This window comes from Photorhabdus sp. RM323S (genome assembly GCF_042879375.1).
Taxonomy (GTDB): Bacteria; Pseudomonadota; Gammaproteobacteria; order Enterobacterales; family Enterobacteriaceae; genus Photorhabdus; species Photorhabdus tasmaniensis.
In genome coordinates this window covers 117,795-137,183 of the sequence record NZ_JBHFKZ010000003.1, presented here as the reverse complement: position 1 = coordinate 137,183, position 19,389 = coordinate 117,795, and the positions used below count along the sequence as shown (strand labels likewise).

The 19,389-nt window shown below is 41.7% G+C and carries 18 protein-coding genes, 1 tRNA gene, 1 other RNA gene and 1 CRISPR repeat array; of the genes, 15 read left to right on the top strand and 5 right to left on the bottom strand.

Annotated features, from left to right (window positions below; genetic code table 11):
* Window positions 1–29: 29 nt before the first annotated feature.
* The 3 genes from ACGF7G_RS02700 to ACGF7G_RS02690 all read left to right on the top strand — a co-directional run bounded on the left by ACGF7G_RS02700 (window position 30) and on the right by ACGF7G_RS02690 (window position 3,276).
* A complete protein-coding gene (locus tag ACGF7G_RS02700) occupies window positions 30–1,112 on the top strand; it encodes an alkanal monooxygenase (protein WP_387463365.1) in 1,083 nt (360 codons plus the stop codon).
* Between the two features lie 14 nt (window positions 1,113–1,126).
* A complete protein-coding gene (locus tag ACGF7G_RS02695) occupies window positions 1,127–2,101 on the top strand; it encodes an alkanal monooxygenase (protein ID WP_387463363.1) in 975 nt (324 codons plus the stop codon).
* Between the two features lie 62 nt (window positions 2,102–2,163).
* Window positions 2,164–3,276 (top strand): long-chain fatty acid--CoA ligase, encoded by a 1,113-nt coding sequence (locus ACGF7G_RS02690; protein WP_387463362.1) that lies wholly within the window; start codon window positions 2,164–2,166, stop codon window positions 3,274–3,276.
* Window positions 3,277–3,599: 323 nt separating this feature from the next.
* Here ACGF7G_RS02690 and ACGF7G_RS02685 read toward each other — a convergent pair.
* Window positions 3,600–3,725, bottom strand: a non-coding RNA gene (locus ACGF7G_RS02685) — RtT sRNA.
* 46 nt (window positions 3,726–3,771) lie between these two features.
* Window positions 3,772–3,861: transfer RNA gene (locus tag ACGF7G_RS02680), tRNA-Ser, on the bottom strand.
* Between the two features lie 324 nt (window positions 3,862–4,185).
* Here ACGF7G_RS02680 and ghrA point away from each other — a divergent pair.
* Together ghrA and ACGF7G_RS02670 are read left to right on the top strand one after the other, a co-directional pair.
* On the top strand, window positions 4,186–5,127 hold the full coding sequence (gene ghrA / locus ACGF7G_RS02675; protein ID WP_387463360.1) for a glyoxylate/hydroxypyruvate reductase GhrA: 942 nt from the start codon (window positions 4,186–4,188) through the stop codon (window positions 5,125–5,127).
* A 72-nt stretch (window positions 5,128–5,199) separates the two neighbouring features.
* A complete protein-coding gene (locus tag ACGF7G_RS02670) occupies window positions 5,200–5,739 on the top strand; it encodes a molecular chaperone (protein WP_387463359.1) in 540 nt (179 codons plus the stop codon).
* A 66-nt stretch (window positions 5,740–5,805) separates the two neighbouring features.
* On the opposite strand, the gene ACGF7G_RS02665 is transcribed toward ACGF7G_RS02670, so the two are convergent.
* Together ACGF7G_RS02665 and mdtH are read right to left on the bottom strand one after the other, a co-directional pair.
* Window positions 5,806–6,369, bottom strand: a complete 564-nt coding sequence (locus ACGF7G_RS02665; RefSeq protein ID WP_387463357.1) for a lipoprotein — start codon at window positions 6,367–6,369, stop codon at window positions 5,806–5,808.
* Window positions 6,370–6,406: 37 nt separating this feature from the next.
* The gene (gene mdtH / locus ACGF7G_RS02660; RefSeq protein ID WP_387463355.1) at window positions 6,407–7,612 is read right to left on the bottom strand and encodes a multidrug efflux MFS transporter MdtH; all 1,206 of its coding nucleotides are present in this window, start codon (window positions 7,610–7,612) and stop codon (window positions 6,407–6,409) included.
* A gap of 188 nt (window positions 7,613–7,800) precedes the next feature.
* Between mdtH and rimJ the strand changes: the two genes are divergently transcribed.
* From rimJ to ACGF7G_RS02640, 4 genes are all read left to right on the top strand, one after another.
* On the top strand, window positions 7,801–8,385 hold the full coding sequence (rimJ, locus tag ACGF7G_RS02655; RefSeq protein WP_133813167.1) for a ribosomal protein S5-alanine N-acetyltransferase: 585 nt from the start codon (window positions 7,801–7,803) through the stop codon (window positions 8,383–8,385).
* A gap of 283 nt (window positions 8,386–8,668) precedes the next feature.
* Window positions 8,669–9,238: direct repeats of the CRISPR family, unit length 28 nt; unit sequence GTTCACTGCCGTACAGGCAGCTTAGAAA.
* 112 nt (window positions 9,239–9,350) lie between these two features.
* Entirely contained in the window at window positions 9,351–9,785 is a 435-nt protein-coding gene (locus tag ACGF7G_RS02650) for a DUF29 domain-containing protein (RefSeq protein ID WP_133813166.1), read from the top strand.
* 68 nt (window positions 9,786–9,853) lie between these two features.
* A complete protein-coding gene (gene murJ / locus ACGF7G_RS02645; RefSeq protein ID WP_387463353.1) occupies window positions 9,854–11,392 on the top strand; it encodes a murein biosynthesis integral membrane protein MurJ in 1,539 nt (512 codons plus the stop codon).
* Between the two features lie 386 nt (window positions 11,393–11,778).
* Window positions 11,779–12,546, top strand: coding sequence for a thioesterase II family protein (locus tag ACGF7G_RS02640; RefSeq protein WP_133813164.1), 768 nt, complete (start codon window positions 11,779–11,781; stop codon window positions 12,544–12,546).
* 78 nt (window positions 12,547–12,624) lie between these two features.
* Here ACGF7G_RS02640 and argS read toward each other — a convergent pair whose 3' ends face one another.
* Entirely contained in the window at window positions 12,625–14,355 is a 1,731-nt protein-coding gene (gene argS / locus ACGF7G_RS02635) for an arginine--tRNA ligase (RefSeq protein ID WP_133813163.1), read from the bottom strand.
* 859 nt (window positions 14,356–15,214) lie between these two features.
* On the opposite strand from argS, the gene ACGF7G_RS02630 reads away from it, so the two are divergent.
* The 6 genes from ACGF7G_RS02630 to cutC all read left to right on the top strand — a co-directional run bounded on the left by ACGF7G_RS02630 (window position 15,215) and on the right by cutC (window position 19,372).
* Window positions 15,215–15,370, top strand: a complete 156-nt coding sequence (locus ACGF7G_RS02630; RefSeq protein WP_387463352.1) for a hypothetical protein — start codon at window positions 15,215–15,217, stop codon at window positions 15,368–15,370.
* Window positions 15,367–15,636 (top strand): hypothetical protein, encoded by a 270-nt coding sequence (locus ACGF7G_RS02625; protein WP_387463351.1) that lies wholly within the window; start codon window positions 15,367–15,369, stop codon window positions 15,634–15,636. The genes ACGF7G_RS02630 and ACGF7G_RS02625 overlap by 4 nt, the downstream gene beginning before the upstream one ends.
* 409 nt (window positions 15,637–16,045) lie before the next feature.
* A complete protein-coding gene (locus ACGF7G_RS02620; protein ID WP_387463350.1) occupies window positions 16,046–16,600 on the top strand; it encodes a cytochrome b in 555 nt (184 codons plus the stop codon).
* Between the two features lie 24 nt (window positions 16,601–16,624).
* On the top strand, window positions 16,625–17,203 hold the full coding sequence (locus ACGF7G_RS02615; RefSeq protein WP_387463348.1) for a YceI family protein: 579 nt from the start codon (window positions 16,625–16,627) through the stop codon (window positions 17,201–17,203).
* 664 nt (window positions 17,204–17,867) lie between these two features.
* Window positions 17,868–18,458 carry a VOC family protein gene (locus ACGF7G_RS02610; protein WP_387463426.1) on the top strand — a complete coding sequence of 197 codons (591 nt, stop codon included), beginning with the start codon at window positions 17,868–17,870 and terminating at the stop codon, window positions 18,456–18,458.
* 167 nt (window positions 18,459–18,625) lie between these two features.
* Window positions 18,626–19,372 (top strand): copper homeostasis protein CutC, encoded by a 747-nt coding sequence (cutC, locus tag ACGF7G_RS02605; protein WP_387463346.1) that lies wholly within the window; start codon window positions 18,626–18,628, stop codon window positions 19,370–19,372.
* Window positions 19,373–19,389: the final 17 nt, after the last annotated feature.

Below are 19,389 nucleotides of genomic sequence, written 5' to 3'. Positions count from 1 at the left end.
TCACTCGGATAGAAACATAAGGACTATTTATGAAATTCGGAAATTTTTTGCTTACATACCAACCACCTCAGCTTTCTCAAACCGAGGTAATGAAACGTTTGGTTAAATTAGGCTGCGTCTCTGAGGAGTGTGGTTTTGATACTGTCTGGTTATTGGAGCATCATTTCACAGAGTTTGGTTTGCTTGGTAACCCTTATGTCGCTGCGGCATATTTACTTGGTGCAACCAAAAAACTGAATGTAGGGACTGCTGCAATTGTTCTGCCCACCGCTCATCCAGTACGCCAACTTGAAGATGTGAATTTGCTGGATCAAATGTCAAAAGGACGATTTCGGCTTGGTATTTGTCGGGGGCTTTACAACAAAGACTTTCGCGTATTTGGCACCGATATGGATAACAGTCGCGCCTTGATGGAGTGCTGGTACGGGCTGATAAAGAATGGGATGACAGAGGGCTATGTCGAAGCTGCCAATGAGCATATTCGGTTCGATAAGGTAAAAGTGGGTCCGACGGCATATAGTCGAAGTGGGGCACCTGTTTATGTGGTTGCTGAATCAGCCTCGACCACTGAGTGGGCTGCTCAATTTGGTTTGCCGATGATCTTAAGCTGGATTATCAATACTAACGAAAAGAAAGCTCAAATTGAGCTCTATAACGAGGTGGCTCAAGAATATGGACACGATATTCATAATATCGACCATTGTTTATCATATATAACCTCTGTAGATCATGACGCAATTAAAGCGAAAGAAACTTGCCGGAATTTTCTGGGGCATTGGTATGATTCCTATGTCAATGCCACGACTATTTTTGATGATTCAGACAAAACGAAAGGTTATGATTTCAATAAAGGACAGTGGCGTGACTTTGTATTAAAAGGACATAAAGATACCAATCGCCGCATTGATTACAGTTACGAAATCAATCCCGTAGGAACGCCGCAGGAATGCATTAATATCATCCAAAAAGACATTGACGCCACAGGAATATCAAATATTTGTTGTGGGTTTGAAGCTAATGGAACAGTAGACGAAATTATTACTTCCATGAAGCTTTTCCAGTCTGATGTAATGCCATTTCTCAAAGAAAAACAACGTTCGCTATTATATTAGCTAAGGAAAATGAAATGAAATTTGGATTGTTCTTCCTTAACTTCATCAATTCAACAATTGTTCAAGAACAAAGTATAGCCCGCATGCAGGAAATAACGGAGTATGTTGATAAACTGAATTTTGAACAGATTTTGGTGTATGAAAATCATTTTTCAGGTAATGGCATTGTTGGTGCTCCTCTGACTGTTTCTGGTTTTTTGCTCGGTCTAACTGAAAAAATTAAAATTGGTTCATTGAACCATATCATGACAACTCATCATCCTGTCCGAATAGCGGAGGAAGCTTGCTTATTGGATCAGTTGAGCGAAGGGAGATTTATTCTAGGATTGAGTGATTGCGAAAAAAAAGAGGAAATGCATTTTTTTAATCGCCCTGATAAATACCAACAGCAACTATTTGAAGCGTGTTATGACATTATTAACGATGCTTTAACAACTGGTTATTGTAATCCAGATAACGATTTCTATAGTTTTCCCAAAATATCCGTAAACCCTCATGCTTACACGCAAGGCGGGCCTCGGAGATATGTAACGGCAACGAGTCATTATGTCGTTGAGTGGGCAGCCAAAAAAGGCATTCCTCTTATCTTTAAGTGGGATGATTCCAATGATGTCAGACATGAATATGCTGAAAGGTATAAAATTATTGCTGATAAACAGGGTATTGACCTATCAGCTATAGATCATCAGTTAATGATATTGGTTAACTTTAACGAAGATAGTCAGCAAGCTAAAGAAGAGACACGCGCATTTATAAGCGATTATGTTTCTGAAATGCATCCTGATGAAAATCTCGAAAATAAACTTGAGGACATAATCACAGAAAACGCTGTCGGAGATTATGAGGAATGTATCACGGCGGCCAAGTTGGCAATTGAAAAGTGTGGTGCAAAAGGTGTATTGCTATCCTTTGAACCGATGAATGATTTAATGCACCAGAAAAACGTCATCGATATTGTTAATGATAAGATTAAAAAGTATCACATGTAATAAGAGAGTATGGCAGCAACGCTGCCATAATTTCTAATATTATCTGTAGGGGTAAAACAGGCATGACTTCATATGTTGATCAACAAGAAATCATAGCAAGCTCAGAAATTGATGATGTGATTTTTTCGGGTGATTCATTAACTTGGTCTTACGATGAGCAGGAAAAAATCAGAAAAAAACTTGTGCTTGATGCATTTCGTCATCACTATAAACACTGTCAAGAATACCGTCACTACTGTCAGGCACATAAAGTAGATGACGGTATTACGGAAATTGATGACATACCTGTATTCCCAACATCAGTTTTTAAGTTTACTCGTTTATTAACGTCTAAAGAGAACGAGATTGAAAGTTGGTTTACCAGTAGTGGCACGAATGGTTTAAAAAGCCAGGTGGCGCGTGACAGACTAAGTATTGAGAGACTTTTAGGCTCTGTGAATTATGGCATGAAATATGTTGGTCATTGGTTTGATCATCAAATAGAGTTGGTCAACTTGGGGCCAGACAGATTTAATGCTCATAACATTTGGTTTAAATATGTTATGAGCTTGGTAGAATTATTATATCCTACAACATTCACCGTAACAGAAGAGCGAATAGATTTTGTTAAAACATTGAATAGTCTTGAACGAATAAAAAGTCAAGGCAAAGTTATTTGTCTTATTGGTTCGCCGTACTTTATCTATTTGCTCTGCGGTTATATGAAAGAGAAAAATATCTCATTTTCTGGAGATGAAAGCCTTTATATCATAACGGGGGGAGGTTGGAAAAGTTACGAAAAAGAATCCCTGAAACGCGACGATTTCAATCAGCTTCTATTCGATACCTTCAACCTCAGTAATATGAGTCAGATCCGCGATATATTTAATCAAGTTGAACTCAACACTTGTTTCTTTGAGGATGAGATGCAACGTAAACGTGTTCCGCCGTGGGTATATGCGCGAGCACTTGATCCTGAAACGTTGAAACCTGTACCTGATGGAATGCCGGGTTTGATGAGTTATATGGATGCGTCATCAACGAGTTACCCGGCATTTATTGTCACCGATGATATCGGGATAATCAGCAGAGAATATGGTCAATATCCTGGTGTGCTCGTTGAAATTTTACGTCGTGTTAATACGAGGACCCAGAAAGGATGTGCTTTAAGCTTAACTCAAGCATTTGACAATTGACATCTTTCCAATTACAGGAGTTATAATGACTACAAGGTTTGATATAGAACACGGAAGACGGGTTTACACAGAAAAGTTAGTATGTCGCTTGCAAATGTAAATTTGAATAATAAATCAGAGTTAATAAAATATGTTGAAAGTATGGGTTTTGAAAAATACTTTGACGAATATTGGCATAAGGATAATGTCCTCATAAATATAAAACAGGATGATACAAAGCGTACTATTTTGTTTTTACCAGCTCGAGGGTTCTCGTCCCTCCCTGCATCGGGGAATATATAAGCAAAAAGCCCAGATATTTAACCTGAGCTCTTTTTCAAATCTGGCGGTGAGGGAGGGATTGACTCGCTAGCGCTCGCCCTACGGGCCGCCTTTGGCGGTCCAAAACGGCGTTGCCGTTTTGTCAAACCCAGTTCGAGGGTTCTCGTCCCTCCCTGCATCGGGGGATATATAAGCAAAAAGCCCAGATATTTAACCTGAGCTTTTCTTCAAATTTGGCGGTGAGGGAGGGATTCGAACCCTCGATACGTTTTCACGTATACACACTTTCCAGGCGTGCTCCTTAAGCCTCTCGGACACCTCACCGTATTTTTTTGTCGCAGTCACTTTGTTTGACATCATCGCTGCAACGGGGCGCTACTATAGGGAAAAGCATTACAAGCGTCAACACTCTTCTAATACTTTTCTTTGGTTTTTTGATTGGTTAGCTAAATAATCATCAGTTAGGTGAATTGATGCCCATCTGACGTTGTTGAAGTAAACAGATGCAAGTTTTTTAATAAGAAAAAAATGAATTTGTTAACTACTTAACATTCTCAACATTTTCAAAAAGATGATTAACAAAGGGGCTTGCAACCTGATATCAATCAGATAACCCTGTACAAAAAAATAAAAGAGGATAAATAAGTCATGGATATTATCTTTTACCACCCTTTTTTTGATGCTGCTCAGTGGATTCAAGGTATGCAACAGCGACTGCCGAATATTAATATCCGTCAATGGAAACGAGGCGATAATGATCATGCAGATTATGCAATGGTTTGGGTGCCTCCCTATGAGATGTTGGCAAATCGCTCCGGATTGAAGGGGATTTTTACCCTGGGAGCAGGAGTAGAGGCCATTTTGAAACAGGAACAACAAAGACCAGGGATGTTGCCTGCCGGTGTACTATTAATGCGGCTCCAAGACGCAGGTATGGGATTACAAATGCGGGAGTATGCGGTAGCAACGGTTTTACATTACTTACGCCGCATGGATGAATATAAGCTGCAACAAGGGCAGAAAATGTGGAAACAACTCGAGTCACATGATCGCCGGGATTTTGTGATTGGTGTGTTGGGCGCAGGGGTTTTAGGGCGCAGTGTTGCTGAGACGCTGGTTGAGTTTGGTTTTACCGTACGCTGCTGGAGCCGTACGCCAAAGCAGATTAATAAGGTAGACAGTTTTTATGGTCAAGATCAGTTGGGCGATTTTCTCTCTGGCAGTAAAGTGCTGATTAATCTATTACCTGATACACCGCATACCCGTGGCATTCTGAATTTATCGCTGTTTAGTCAGTTAAAACCGAAGTCCTATCTGATTAATCTCGCACGAGGCTCCCATTTGATAGAACATGATCTATTGGTAGCGATTAATAAAGGCTATATCGCGGCGGCTTCATTGGACGTATTTACTGAGGAACCATTACCGAAAATGCACCCATTCTGGACACATCCCCGTATCACTGTTACTCCTCATATTGCTGCCATTACTATTCCCAATATCGCTATGGATAAAATCAGTGAAAATATTCAGCGGATTGAAAAGGGTGAATTACCAACGGGTGTTGTGGATATTAAATTGGGATATTAACAGCGTCTCTTTACAGTCAGGCCGGTTATTGGGGACAATAGCGGCAAAATAGCGATGTATTTGGAAAATGAGATGAATGAATTTTCAATAGTCTGCCGCATTTTAGGGACGTTGTTTAACCGCCAGCCACAAGATCCGGTTCTGCAACCCCTTCTGACAATGATTGCGGAAGGTAAACTGAAACAATCCTGGCCATTAGAGCAGGATATATTGCTGGATCGCCTGCAACAGAGTTGTGAACTGCCGGCAATGACAACGGATTATATCGCGTTGTTTGGTGGTGATGATACCCGTGTGCCAAGTCGTCGTTTTGACTATACCGGGGAGAGTGAAAACGATATTCGTCAGTTTCTGACCGAACGCGGTATGCCATTGTCAGATGGGCCGGTTGATCAGTTTGGTTCTCTGTTATTAGCGGCTTCATGGCTGGAAGATCAGGCGGCAGAAGATGAAGTTCAGGGGCAAATTGTGTTGTTTGATGAGCATCTTCTGCCGTGGTGTGGGCAATTGCTGGGAAAGGTGGAAGCCCACGCAACAACCGGTTTTTACCGGACATTGGCAATGATTACTCGTGAAGCGTTGCAGGCGTTACGGGAAGAGTTGGATTCTTAGTTTGAAATGGATGAAAAGGCAAATAATTGACGATTATTTGCCTTTTCTGCGATATCTCGATAAAAATTATTTATCGGTCAGCATGATAACAAATTTGCCAGGTTTGACTTCTAACCCTTTTGCCAATTTTTTGGCGGCGGCTTCAGCTTTACTGTGATCCGGTTTCAATACATACACGGGGTGAATATCAAAAAAAGCGCTGAGTGATTTATTCAGATAAGGAAGCAGTGCGTTAATCGACTTTTCCATTTTTTCCGGTGTGATTTGGTAATCAACGATTTCTAATTCTTTCAGAAAAATAGCGCCTTTTTCTGGATCAAACACCGGTTGCGCTTTTAGTGTCAGCTTCATATCCGCTTTAGCTGGGCCAAGCAGGGAGACAATATTGACCTTTGCCTGGCCGGTTAATGCTATTTTATCGGGTTCTGTCCGGCCAATTTGGCTGGACAATTCTGTCAGTTCTATATCCGCGTTGGCGATACCATGTAATTCAATCTGTTTCTGGTAATGGACATGTTTCGCCAGATAGCCGTTAATCAGCTCTTCGCTGATACTGAAATCTTTGAATTGATCGCAACCGCTGACCAACCCGGCCAGCAGCAATACTGCCCCCAAGAAAAATTTTTTCATATTGACTCCTTTATTTTGAAGGACAGATTTTACATCATTAATTGCCACTAAGCATGGCGGATTCAATTTTACGCTGGTTAAACTGGCGGTGCAGTGCATACAACGTGATAAAACCAATAATGCCTAACAGGATCCAGGGCAGTTGCGGCATGTTTAGCGTATGGCCGGTATCATATAACCAACCGCCGCCGGTATAACCCAAAGCGCCACCCAGAGCCAGGCCGAGGCGGCTAAAGCCCATATAACTGCCACGGGCGCGGGGATCGGCTAGTGAAGCGCTTAATGTCTCACGGGCAGGTTCTGCGGTGATGGTACCAAGATAGAACAAGCAAATAATACCAAACAGCGTATTGATTTCACCAATCAAACCTATTGGGAACATGCTCAGGCTCATCAGGAAAAGCCCTGCCATCAGGCGTTGTTCCAGCCGGAAACGTTTTTCGCTCCAGCGGGCAATGGGATAAAGTAAAGTCAACGAAAGTGCCGCTTCAATGGCGTACATCCACTTCACCGCCGCAGGCGTCCCGGCGATTTCATTGACGATAATTGGGAACATCAGCATTACCTGTACAGACAGCATAAAGTAGCCGGTCAGTGTCAACACATAAGTGAAGAAGCGGCGGTCTTTAATGACGCGTCCCATACCTTCCCAGATTGGCGTACGGGTAGTAGAAATCCGGTATGCGGGGAGTTGCCAGGCATTCCAGATGGCGGCCAAAACGAAAATAACAGCACCTGTCCAACAGACAAGATGGAAATCATATTGCAGCAGCCAGCTACCAATCAGCGCACCGACAACGGCCCCGGCGCTATCTTGCATTAGCAGCAAGGAATAAAAACGGCCACGCTCGTGAGGGCGGGTGAGTTTGATAACCAGAGCGGTCCGTGGTGGATCAAATAAAGTGCCGCCTAATGCAGATAATATGCAGGCAAGCCATAAGATCCACGGCTCAGTGGCTAATCCGATTAAAGCAAAGCCAAGGGCGCGCAACAGCATCCCGGTGACGATCATCGGTTTTGCGCCAAAGCGGTCGGCAATTGCGCCACCGAAAATGCCCAAACCTTGTTGGACAAACTGACGCAAACCAAGAGCAAAACCGACAACCAGCCCAGCCCAGCCTAGTTGTTCAACAAAATGTATTGATATTAAAGGAAAAACGACGAAGAAGCCCAGAACAACCAGTAAGTTATCGAATAACAGGAAGTACTTGCCCAGGCTACGTGCTTGCGAAACCAGTGACATTGCTCACCATTGGAATATTAAGAAGAGGAGAATAATATAATTCTTCTATATTCTGTACTTAATTTAATCTTTAGGGTAGTGATTTATGGATAATATTTTTTTATCGTAAGCGGGTGGTTGGCAGATGTATTTTACAGATAATAACTTAAATTTTTAATGGATAAATTAGGCATAGCTAGGGAGAAATCATGTTTGGTTATCGTTCCACTTTACCGAAGGTTCGTCTGATAACAGAACGAATGGTGGTGCGTTTGGTGTACGAGCGGGATGCATATCGTTTAGCTGAGTATTATTCAGAAAATCACGAATTTCTTAAACCTTGGGAGCCGACCCGGGATAACAGCCATTGTCAGCCTTCTGGTTGGACAAACCGATTGAATTTAATCACGGAAATGCAAAGACAGAGTGCAGCTTTTCATTTCTTGCTGCTTGATTCAAATGAAAATGAAGTAATTGGTGTGGCGAATTTCAGTAATATTTTGCGGGGTGCTTTTCATGCTTGTTATTTGGGATATTCTCTTGGTGAAAAATGGCAGGGAAAAGGGCTGATGTATGAGGCATTGCAACCCGCTATTCGCTATATGCAGCGTCAGCAGGGGATGCATCGGATTATGGCTAATTATATGCCTGATAATCATCGTAGTGGTAACTTGTTGGAACGATTGGGCTTTGAGCGTGAAGGATATGCAAAGCAATATCTGATGATAAATGGGATTTGGCAGGATCATGTATTAACCGCACTGACAGATGAAAAATGGAATGGAAAAAGTTGATTATCAGAGATTGTACTGCCAGATAAACCAGGAACTGTCTAACTTTTTGGGGCAGTTCATCTTGGGGCTTTTGCTCATTAATGAACAAATAGATGTAGAGAGAAGGAGGGAAATGTAACTTGAAAGATAGTGTTTCCTTATACCTTATTTTTGACCCTTTTTTTTCAGCTAATTTTAATATATTGTTTTTTAAAGAAATATTATTTCTCTTGTAAAAAAGGGTTTTGTTAATTTTTATCACTCTACTCTTTAAAAGTCAGCAGGTTAAGGTTAGTATCTAACAGTTCACTGCCGTACAGGCAGCTTAGAAACCAAACAACAGCAAGCCATCAGTAAGTTTACAAGTTCACTGCCGTACAGGCAGCTTAGAAATATCTGCTTCAGGTAGGCATCTAATCGTTTCCGTTCACTGCCGTACAGGCAGCTTAGAAAAGTAAACAACATGCTTTCAATACAAACAGGAAGTTCACTGCCGTACAGGCAGCTTAGAAAATCAATTGAAAACATTGATGATGAAAGAGTCATGTTCACTGCCGTACAGGCAGCTTAGAAATGTCAAACAGGGTTACGGTGAGCACGAAAAGAGTTCACTGCCGTACAGGCAGCTTAGAAATTCGGCAAGGGTGGGGCGAGTACATGCTTGCAGTTCACTGCCGTACAGGCAGCTTAGAAAAATTGGTGTGCAATATAAATACATAGTAATCAGTTCACTGCCGTACAGGCAGCTTAGAAAACCAGAAGAACTCCCGCCCGTATGCCGTGTTAGTTCACTGCCGTACAGGCAGCTTAGAAATTGATATTTGTCACCGCACCGCTGATCATTCGGTGTACTGCCGTACAGGCAGTTTAGAAATTAGAGATTAGAAAGATCGATTTATAATACCCTTTTGACGCAAGTGATATTCTCTGACAGACTGCAATACATAGGAGCTATCTGTATAGCGGACTTATCAACGGAGGCAATCATGGGTTATACCCGTTACGAAACTGATGTGGTCGCTTGGGCGAATGAGCAAGCAGCATTATTACGTGCAGGTAAATTCTCTGAGATCGATATAGCCAATATTGCTGAGGAGATTGAGGACGTGGGCAAGAGTGAAAAACGTGAACTGGCAAATCGTATGGCGGTTTTGCTGGCCCACCTTCTAAAATGGCAATTCCAGCCTGGGCGTCGTGGTCCAAGTTGGCAGCGAACTATCAAGGAACAGAGAAAAGCATTGGAATTGCATATAAAAGAGACATCTAGCCTGAAAAGTACAATGGCTGATGAAAACTGGTTGGCTAAAGTTTGGGCTGATGCCGTTTCTTCCGCTGCCGACGAAACAGGGCTGGATATGTTCCCGGATGAATGTATCTGGAATATAAATCAGATCTTTTCCCAAGAATTCTATCCTGATTAAGCTTTAGTGAACTGACTTATTTGACGCACTGACTTCGGTTGGTGCGTTTTTTTGTTGAGATAAATACAATGAATTTATTGAAATCGCTGGCTGCGGTCAGTTCTATGACCATGTTTTCCCGGGTTTTGGGCTTTATCCGTGATGCCATTATTGCCCGTATATTTGGGGCAGGGGCAACAACGGATGCCTTTTTTGTTGCATTTAAATTACCTAATCTGTTGCGCCGTATTTTTGCAGAGGGCGCATTTTCTCAGGCATTTGTACCGATTCTGGCTGAATATAAAAATCAGCAGGGAGATGAAGCGACCCGGACGTTTATTGCCTATGTTTCCGGTATGCTGACGTTAATTCTGGCGGTTGTTACGGTGCTGGGTATTTTAGCTGCACCGTGGGTGATTTATATTACTGCGCCGGGTTTTACCGATACTGCGGATAAATTTGCTCTGACGACAAATCTGTTAAGAATAACTTTTCCTTATATTTTTCTGATATCGCTGGCCTCGTTGGCAGGGGCGATATTAAATACCTGGAATCGGTTTTCTGTACCGGCTTTCGCCCCGACATTGCTTAATATCAGCATGATTGTATTTGCGCTGTTTGTCGCCCCTTATTGCAATCCACCGGTGATGGCGTTGGGTTGGGCGGTTGTTGCCGGTGGTATTTTGCAACTTGTCTATCAACTTCCCCACCTGAAAAAAATTGGTATGCTGGTATTACCACGCATTTCTTTCCGTGACAGTGGTGTATGGCGGGTTATCCGACAGATGGGACCGGCGATCCTTGGGGTTTCAGTCAGCCAGATTTCATTAATTATTAATACAATTTTCGCCTCATTTCTGATATCAGGTTCCGTGTCCTGGATGTATTATGCTGACCGTTTGATGGAATTACCTTCTGGTGTATTGGGCGTTGCCCTTGGAACCATTCTTTTGCCTTCGCTGGCGAAAAGTTTTTCCAGTGGCAATCATGAGGAATATACTAAACTGATGGATTGGGGGCTTCGGCTTTGTTTCCTATTAGCACTGCCTTGTGCTATCGCGTTGGGTATTCTGGCAGAACCTTTGACGGTTTCTCTTTTCCAGTATGGTAATTTCACTGCATTTGATGCGGCAATGACTCAGAAGGCATTAATTGCTTACTGTTTCGGCCTGATGGGGATAATTATTGTCAAAGTGCTGGCACCGGGTTTTTATTCCCGTAGAGATATCAAAACCCCAGTGAAAATTGCAATTATGACTTTAATTCTGACTCAGCTAATGAATCTGGCTTTTGTTGGTCCACTGAAACATGCCGGGTTGGCGCTTTCTATCGGTCTGGCAGCCTGTTTCAACGCCAGTATGCTTTATTGGCAATTACGGAAGAAAAATATTTTTAAACCGCTGGCAGGTTGGGGCATTTTCTTATTTAAACTGATTGTGGCAATTGCAGCAATGGTTGTCGTGTTAGCGGTGACTTTATGGTTGATGCCAGCATGGGAACAGGGAAATATGGCTATGCGTCTGTTGCGGTTAATGATGGTGGTTATCGCTGGGGCTGGCAGTTATTTCGCTGCATTGATGCTGATGGGGTTCCGGTTGAAAGATTTTGCCCACCGCGGTTTATCATAACTTTAGGTGTCCCGGCGGTTATTCTCGGATCAAGCCGCGTTGTTGATCTTTCGAAGACTGCTGGGATATCAATTTCCATAAAATTGTTGTAAACAACTAATTGATTTATGAGTATATTTTCATTATTGAAATATTCATAATTAAGTGATGTCTCAGAATTTTATAGTCACTTAACTTAATAATGTTTGAATGAAAAATTAATTGTGCGTGTCAGGTCGTATTTTTTCATGAAAATATAAGGGATTCTGCTATAAATCACAATTATCATATGGGCTATATTTGTTATGCTAACTCACTGATCCGAATGTGATTTGGAACAGCTATTAGATTAAGTTTGTCAGGTAAATAATAACAAGATGAACATTTAACTGAGTGGGGAAGAGTTCATGTGGTTTGAAAAATTAAGTCATATTCAATCAGGTAAAACTGATCATATCTTATTTTGTTTTCCTTATGCAGGTGGCTCGGCAGAAGTTTTTCGTAGCCTGAGTACCTGCCTGGAGAAAAATATCGCGGTATATGCATTACAATTGCCGGGTAGCGGCAGTCGTTTTGATGAAGCGTTAAATCGGGATATGGAAAATATTTTGCAGGCAGTACATGAAGAAATGAGACATCTGATTAACGGTAGCCGGTTTTCTTTATTTGGGCACAGCAACGGTGGTTTATTTGCTTATGAATTAGCTAACCGGTTAAACAATGAGAACCAATCTCCGGCAAACGTATTTATTTCCGCAGAAGCGGCTCCGCATATTACCAGTTTTAAACAAGATCCGTTTGATTTGTCTGATGCACAACTGGGTGAGCTATTGGTCAGATATGGTGGAACCCATGATGAGGCCCTCAATAATGAAGATTTCAAAGCGATATTCTTTCCTGTTATTCGTAATGATTTATCGCTTAATTACCATATGAAGCATTATTTGCGACAAGGGCAAAGTGTCTCTGAACTCGTTTTGATTCATGGGCGAGAGGATAAAACGATGTCAAAAGAGGATATGCTGGCGTGGGAAAACTACACTTGTGGTGGTATTGATATTCATTTCGTCGATGCTGATCACTTCTTTATCCAGCATATACCGAAAGTGGTTGCTAATATTATTCATACCAGAATTGCATTGAGTACCAGACAAAAGCGGATGATGACTATGTAGTATAAATATTAACCAGCGTGATAAGACAATGTATGCCTATATCACGCCAATTTTCCAGAGAAAACAGCGATTGTACGGTTACATCCGTTCTACCGTCTCAATGCCCAAGGTATTCAGACCTTGTTTCAGCGTCTTGGCGGTCAGCAAAGCCAGTTTCAGGCGGCTCTGGCGTAATTCTTCGCTTTCAGCATTCAGGATCTGACAGTGTTCATAGAAACTGGAGAACAAACCGGCTAAATCGTACAGATAAGCACACATAACATGTGGCGTACCTTCACGGGCGACGGTAGTGATAGTCTCTTCAAATTGTAACAAACGGGTCGCCAGAGCTTGTTCACGATCCTCATTTAGGATAACCGGTAAAGTCAGGCTACTTTCATCAATATCAGCACGTTTGAAGATCGAGGCCACGCGGGTATAGGCATATTGCATATAAGGTGCGGTGTTACCTTCAAAGGCGAGCATATTATCCCAATCGAAGATGTAATCTGTCGTACGGCTCTTGGAGAGATCGGCATATTTCACTGCGCCGATACCCACAGTTTCAACCACTTTTTTCAGTTCATCTTCTGGCATATCCGGGTTTTTCTCACGGATAAGTTTATCGGCACGTTCAATGGCTTCATCCAGCAGATCGGTCAACCTGACAGTACCGCCTGCACGGGTTTTGAACGGTTTGCCATCTTTACCCAGCATCATGCCGAACATATGGTGTTCCAGCGACATGGTTTCCGGTATATAGGCCGCCTTACGAACGATGGCCCATGCTTGCATCAAATGCTGATGTTGACGGGTATCGATGTAATAAAGAACCCGTTCAGCGTGCAGGGTTTCATAACGATATTTTGCACAGGCGATATCCGTTGTCGTGTAAAGATAGCCGCCATCCTTTTTCTGGATAATCACGCCCATCGGTTCACCTTCTTTGTTTTTAAACTCATCAAGGTAAACCACGGTTGCGCCATCACTTTCTACCGCCAGACCTTTCTGTTTCAGATCAGCAACAATACCGGGCAGCAGATCGTTGTACAGACTTTCCCCCATCACAGCATCTTGAGTCAAAGTGACATTCAAACGGTCATAGGTTTGCTGGTTCTGGGCCATAGTAATATCCACCAGCTTGCGCCACATAGTACGGCAATACTCATCGCCGCCTTGCAGCTTCACCACATAGCCACGGGCGCGGGCCGCAAACTCCTCATCTTCATCATAGTTCTTTTTTGCTTCACGATAGAACGCTTCCAGATCGGCCAGTGCCATATTGCCGGCATTTTCGTTCTGTATTTTCTCCAGATAGGCAATCAACATACCGAACTGGGTTCCCCAGTCACCAACGTGGTTAGCGCGGATAACCTTATGGCCGAGGAATTCAAGAGTACGCACCGCAGCATCACCAATAATGGTGGAACGCAGATGACCAACATGCATCTGTTTAGCGACATTGGGTGCGGAATAATCGACAACGATAGTTTGCGGTTCGACTGAGGTAACGCCCAATTTCTCATCTTTCAGTGCAGTTTCGATATTCGCTGCAATCCAGGTTTTATCAAGAAAAATATTAATAAAACCGGGGCCGGCGATTTCAACTTTACTGGCGATACCTTGCAGATCCAGCAGGCTAACAACTTTTTCTGCCAGTTGTCGGGGCGGCATACCCACTTTTTTCGCGGCGGCCATCACACCATTGGCCTGATAGTCACCAAATTGTGCTTTCGCGGATTGACGGACGTGAGCTTCGCTGTCGGCTGGAGCACCTGCTGCAATCAGCGCCTGGCTGACTTTTTCTGAAAGAATCGCCTGAATATTCACCTGGTTACCTTAAATTACGATTAGGAAAGAAAATAAGCATAATACCACACGAGTTCGGATAAAAAGACGAGAATATGGATAAAATTCGGATAAACAGACGAAAAATGTATAGCAAATATAATGATTAAATAAAGCCCTACTGTTGCTATTGTTCAGCTATAGGATGAGAAGACAAAGAACGTGTTTTCTTAAAAAATCGTTAATAATTTTAGCGAAAGAGCAGAAAAAATAAGAACTAGTTTGCAAGATAAAGGTCAAAGCATTGCTTGTGTGTGATGTGTTCCCCGTGTTTACGGGGATGAACCATATAATACGGATTTGGCTATTAAATAGGGAATATGTTCCTTGCATTGGCGGGGATCAAACGGTGATATTTGCTGTGATGAGCAGGAAACATGGTATGGATTATTCAGCTGTGTAGCTATGATTAGAGTTAGTCGAATCGTTAATAAATAATGGCAAAATGGGTTTTAAATTGTCATGTTTTGAAAAGAAATGTCAGCGTGAATGCAGTAATAACATGATGATGAGCTGCATTATAATCGTGGAGTATGAGTATGTTGTGATTAATCTATTTGTTTTTTGTCTGGTAGGAATGCAATTCAATGATGAATTGCATCGCCAGGTATATAAATCATAATTTCACGATTGGCAATGAGGTAATCACTTTATTTACTTGATGTGAGCATTCGTCAGTTTTAAATGAGAAAGCCTTATGGGATTTTCACTGCGTTATATTTGGGCCGTGTGTTGTATTCACGTTAAAAAAAGGAAATAAAACCAATGGATATATCTGATCCGCGTCTGTGTTTCGATTGTAAGAAGTATTTGAAAAACTGGGTAGAATTTCAGTTGGTGGATGAATAGGATAAGCCGCTGGCTAGTTCAGCCCAAGTCAGGCTATCTGTCGGTCATCTGCTTGATAGCCATTATGGATGCGCGTATTCTCAGTCAGTTATTACCGGCAATGATAATCAGCGATTGGTCAGCATTCCTGACACCGGTGAGTGAGTGATCGACACACCTGAGCCACAGATTTATTACCGTCCTGAAAATTGTGGTCAAAGTGAGAGTGAAAAGCCCTTTGTCCTGGGCCATCATTTATTTGAGGCTTGGTTCCATTCTGATTACGCCTTGCAAGGGCAGGTATTTTCGCTTATTAGCGATTTATGGGAAAACCACGGTAAGCAGGTTGAGAAACTGGATGAACCCGCAGGGCAATTACGGGAGCGGCTCACTCATTGGTTGAAAGTGCGTTTAGAAAACGGCGGTTTTAAATAACAAGAAATGCAGTTAAGTTTTCTTTATTTTTCAATAAGATAAATTTCTTGTTGTGAAATATTAAATTGAAAATGATATTTTGTCTTTATTATAGCTGCTTGTTTTTCAGGTAATTATGTTTCTTATAAACAGAAAATAAGATAATTGATTCTTTCATTAGCTAAAATCCTAAAAACAATATAACAAAAAAATATATATTATGTGTTTTTTTGCATTATTTCTGATGCGATTCATTTCTATTTTATTGTTATTTAATATTTTTTTATTTTAAGTTGATCTCATTGATTAAAATTGAGAATCTTTTGCAAATTATTTGTTGAAATTTTTAATAAAAAATAAATTAATATCGTTTATGATTTAATAAATCCAAAAGAATAGCTCACCAGCATTGACCTAAAAAGGAACTACTATGCTTTGGAAGAATACTTCTAACCAATTTGGTCATTTATCCGTCCTTTTACACTGGCTGGTTGCATTGACCGTATATGGCATGTTTGCACTGGGGTTGTGGATGGTGACATTAGGGTATTACGATACGTGGTATCACGGAGCACCTGAAATTCATAAAAGCATCGGAATCCTGCTGCTGATAGCGATGGTTGTGCGTATTATCTGGCGTTTTGCTTCTCCGCCACCAAAACCTTTAGCCAGTTATAGTCGCCTGACCAGAATCAGCTCTGTTTTAGTACATATTCTGTTGTATATTTTACTGTTTAGCATTCTGATTAGTGGTTATTTAATTTCGACGGCTGATGGGCAGCCGATTTCTGTCTTTGACTGGTTTACTGTGCCAGCCACATTAACCGGTCAGGGCAAACAGGCAGATACTGCGGGAATGATTCATCTTTACCTTGCCTGGACTGTGGTGATTTTATCGCTATTACATGCTGTTGCTGCGTTAAAACATCATTTTATTGACCGTGATGCAACCCTGAAACGTATGCTGGGTTTCCGTCCTGAATAATACAAAACGATTATGGAGAATAATATGTTGAAGAAGACGTTACTTGGCCTGACTGCGGGTGCATTGTTATTGAATGCAAGTTCTGCGTTAGCAGCCAATTATAAAATTGATATACCGGGTCAGCACGCCTTTATTGAATTCCGCATTCAACATTTGGGTTATAGCTGGTTATATGGCTCATTTAAAGATTTTGATGGTTCTTTCACATTTGATGAGAAAAATCCGGCTGCGGATAAAGTTGATGTGACGATTAAAATAGCCAGTTTGGATACTAACCACGCCGAACGTGATAAGCACCTGCGCAGTAAAGATTATTTTAATACGGAGAAATACCCTGAAGCAAAATTCACTTCAACCGAAGTGAAAAAAGATGGGAATAAATATGCTATTACAGGTGATCTGACTTTAAACGGTGTGACAAAACCAGTGGTATTGAATGCAGTACTGATGGGGGAAGGTAAAGATCCATGGGGTGGTTACCGCTCAGGTTTTGAAGCTTACGGTAAGATCAAATTGAAAGACTTTAATTTCAAAGCAGATTTGGGTCCTAAATCACAGGAAGCGGATTTACTGATTTCTGTCGAAGGCGTTCGGGAAAAGTAATACCTTGATTATTTAATGCAAACTGAATAAATAAAAACCTGGCTAATGCCAGGTTTCAGGGTTGATTAACCCATTATCCTTTTTATATTGCATTATTTTTATGGTTTGCAATTTACTATCATTTTGAAAATCACGTTTATCGATTTAAATCAGACTGTTATATAAAAGCTTTAATACCTCTGTTTTCGTGCTTTTAAATGGTTGTGGCAGGACAGGTAAATGTAAAAGAAGCGAAGGATAACATCGTTGATAAAATACATTAAACATGATAGGGGATAAGCCGTTTTATTAACGATGTTGTTCTTACTATGTGAATCCACCATCCCATATGCTGAACTTACAGTGTGTAAAGATAAGGTAAGATATCTTGTAAATCCGACACATCAATACCCTGACTTGGAAGATAGATTGCCTTCAATAAATACCAGTATTGAAAAAACTATCTGTGATTTTATTCAGAAGTATAGTCCTGTTGCTAATGTGTAGTTGAGATAAAGATGGCCCCTGACCTGAATGATTCAAATACATATATATCCTCAAAGCACAGCCCCTGATTTCAATTGTTACAAACCGGGAGTATTATCTGAGGCTTGAAACAGCGGAGGCTCCTCGGCGTTCAGGTCTGGAGGAGATACCCATTTATTACATGTTAATCCGGGATGATATGACACCTTTTTCTTCTGTTGTTGAATTACAGAACATTGTTGAATTACAGAATATCGCTGAATTACAGGATTTAGTTGCTGATCTGGCAATGTTTACACATAAACTAGCCCAATTCGGGCAGCGGCTTAACTTGGATTTTGATAAATATCAGGCCGATCATATCTCTTTACGTTGTAATGATATGGCCGTAGCGGAACGCTGGCGTAAAGGTTTTTTGCAGTGTGGAAGTCTGATGTCGGAAAGTATTATTAATGGGCGTCCAATCTGTTTATTTGATTTGGCACAGCCAATGACAGTGCTTAACTGGCGAATTGATTGTGTTGAATTGCCATACCCCGGCAAGAAAGCCTATGCACATCAGGGATGGGAGCATGTGGAGCTGGTGCTGCCCCTGGCACCGGAAATGTTGTCGGCAAAAGCATGGGCATTATTACCGCAGCCTTTGCCAGCCGGTTTTTCTGTTAAAGAGAGTCAGCCCAAAGGGGAGCGGGAGCGGCTGCCTAATCCTACCTTAGCAATCACTGATGGTGAGATCACCGTCAAATTTCACCCGTTTACATTGCGTGACATCGTTAAAAGTGAGCACTAGTCAGCAAAATTAACTTTTTCATCCCTGTGATCCAGATAAAAATTCTGACCTTGTGATTTCCTACAAATCATTGGGAATAATTAAATGTCATAGTTAGTGAATTGAGTTACTGAATCGTTTAGGTTCATTAATTGCTTGTTATTGACTGGGTGTTCAAGGAACTTCTGATGACAAAGTTAGAAATTTGTTGTTTTAGCGTAGGTTGCGCATTAATCGCACAACAGGCTGGGGCTGACCGGATAGAGTTGTGTGCCAGTCCGACGGAAGGGGGATTAACACCGAGTTTTGGTACATTGAAGCAGGCTATTGAGCAATTAACTATTCCTGTACATCCAATTGTACGTCCAAGAGGCGGTGATTTTTGCTACAGCCATTCAGATTTTGAGGTGATGAAAAATGATGTCGCCCAGATCCGTGATATGGGATTTATGGGCGTCGTTTTTGGTGTGTTAGATGAAGAAGGACATATTAATTTGCCGCGGATGCAACAATTGATGGCGTTGTCCGGCGATATGGCTGTCACTTTTCACCGTGCGTTTGATATGTGTTTTAATCCCAATGTAGCACTGGATCAGCTAACTCAGCTTGGTGTTAAACGAATATTGACTTCCGGCCAGCAACAGAATGCTGAATTGGGATTACCTTTATTGAAAGAACTTCATCAGGCCAGTCAGGGGCCAATTATTATGGCGGGCGCGGGTGTTCGTCTGAGTAATATCCATAAATTTATGGATATAGGGCTAACGGAAGTTCACAGCTCTGCCAGCCGGGTGATGCCTTCCACCATGACCTACCGCAAAGCCGGGGTGACAATGAGTTCTGACAGTGAAGTAGATGAATTCTCACATTACTGCGTTGATGGTAGTGTGGTAGAGGTCATGAAAGGGATGCTGAGTCTGACTTTGTTTGAATAAATCTTGCTGTTAAGCAA

Bases quoted from the DNA above. Each gene is read 5' to 3' on its own strand.
- ACGF7G_RS02665 (WP_387463357.1), bottom strand. From the start codon at position 6,369: ATGAAAAAATTTTTCTTGGGGGCAGTATTGCTGCTGGCCGGGTTGGTC.
- ACGF7G_RS02650 (WP_133813166.1), top strand. From the start codon at position 9,351: ATGGGTTATACCCGTTACGAAACTGATGTGGTCGCTTGGGCGAATGAG.
- rimJ (WP_133813167.1), top strand. From the start codon at position 7,801: ATGTTTGGTTATCGTTCCACTTTACCGAAGGTTCGTCTGATAACAGAA.
- ACGF7G_RS02670 (WP_387463359.1), top strand. From the start codon at position 5,200: ATGAATGAATTTTCAATAGTCTGCCGCATTTTAGGGACGTTGTTTAAC.
- ACGF7G_RS02695 (WP_387463363.1), top strand. From the start codon at position 1,127: ATGAAATTTGGATTGTTCTTCCTTAACTTCATCAATTCAACAATTGTT.
- ghrA (WP_387463360.1), top strand. From the start codon at position 4,186: ATGGATATTATCTTTTACCACCCTTTTTTTGATGCTGCTCAGTGGATT.
- ACGF7G_RS02610 (WP_387463426.1), top strand. From the start codon at position 17,868: ATGACACCTTTTTCTTCTGTTGTTGAATTACAGAACATTGTTGAATTA.
- ACGF7G_RS02690 (WP_387463362.1), top strand. From the start codon at position 2,164: ATGACTTCATATGTTGATCAACAAGAAATCATAGCAAGCTCAGAAATT.
- ACGF7G_RS02615 (WP_387463348.1), top strand. From the start codon at position 16,625: ATGTTGAAGAAGACGTTACTTGGCCTGACTGCGGGTGCATTGTTATTG.
- cutC (WP_387463346.1), top strand. From the start codon at position 18,626: ATGACAAAGTTAGAAATTTGTTGTTTTAGCGTAGGTTGCGCATTAATC.
- ACGF7G_RS02640 (WP_133813164.1), top strand. From the start codon at position 11,779: ATGTGGTTTGAAAAATTAAGTCATATTCAATCAGGTAAAACTGATCAT.
- ACGF7G_RS02700 (WP_387463365.1), top strand. From the start codon at position 30: ATGAAATTCGGAAATTTTTTGCTTACATACCAACCACCTCAGCTTTCT.
- ACGF7G_RS02620 (WP_387463350.1), top strand. From the start codon at position 16,046: ATGCTTTGGAAGAATACTTCTAACCAATTTGGTCATTTATCCGTCCTT.
- mdtH (WP_387463355.1), bottom strand. From the start codon at position 7,612: ATGTCACTGGTTTCGCAAGCACGTAGCCTGGGCAAGTACTTCCTGTTA.
- ACGF7G_RS02630 (WP_387463352.1), top strand. From the start codon at position 15,215: ATGAATAGGATAAGCCGCTGGCTAGTTCAGCCCAAGTCAGGCTATCTG.
- murJ (WP_387463353.1), top strand. From the start codon at position 9,854: ATGAATTTATTGAAATCGCTGGCTGCGGTCAGTTCTATGACCATGTTT.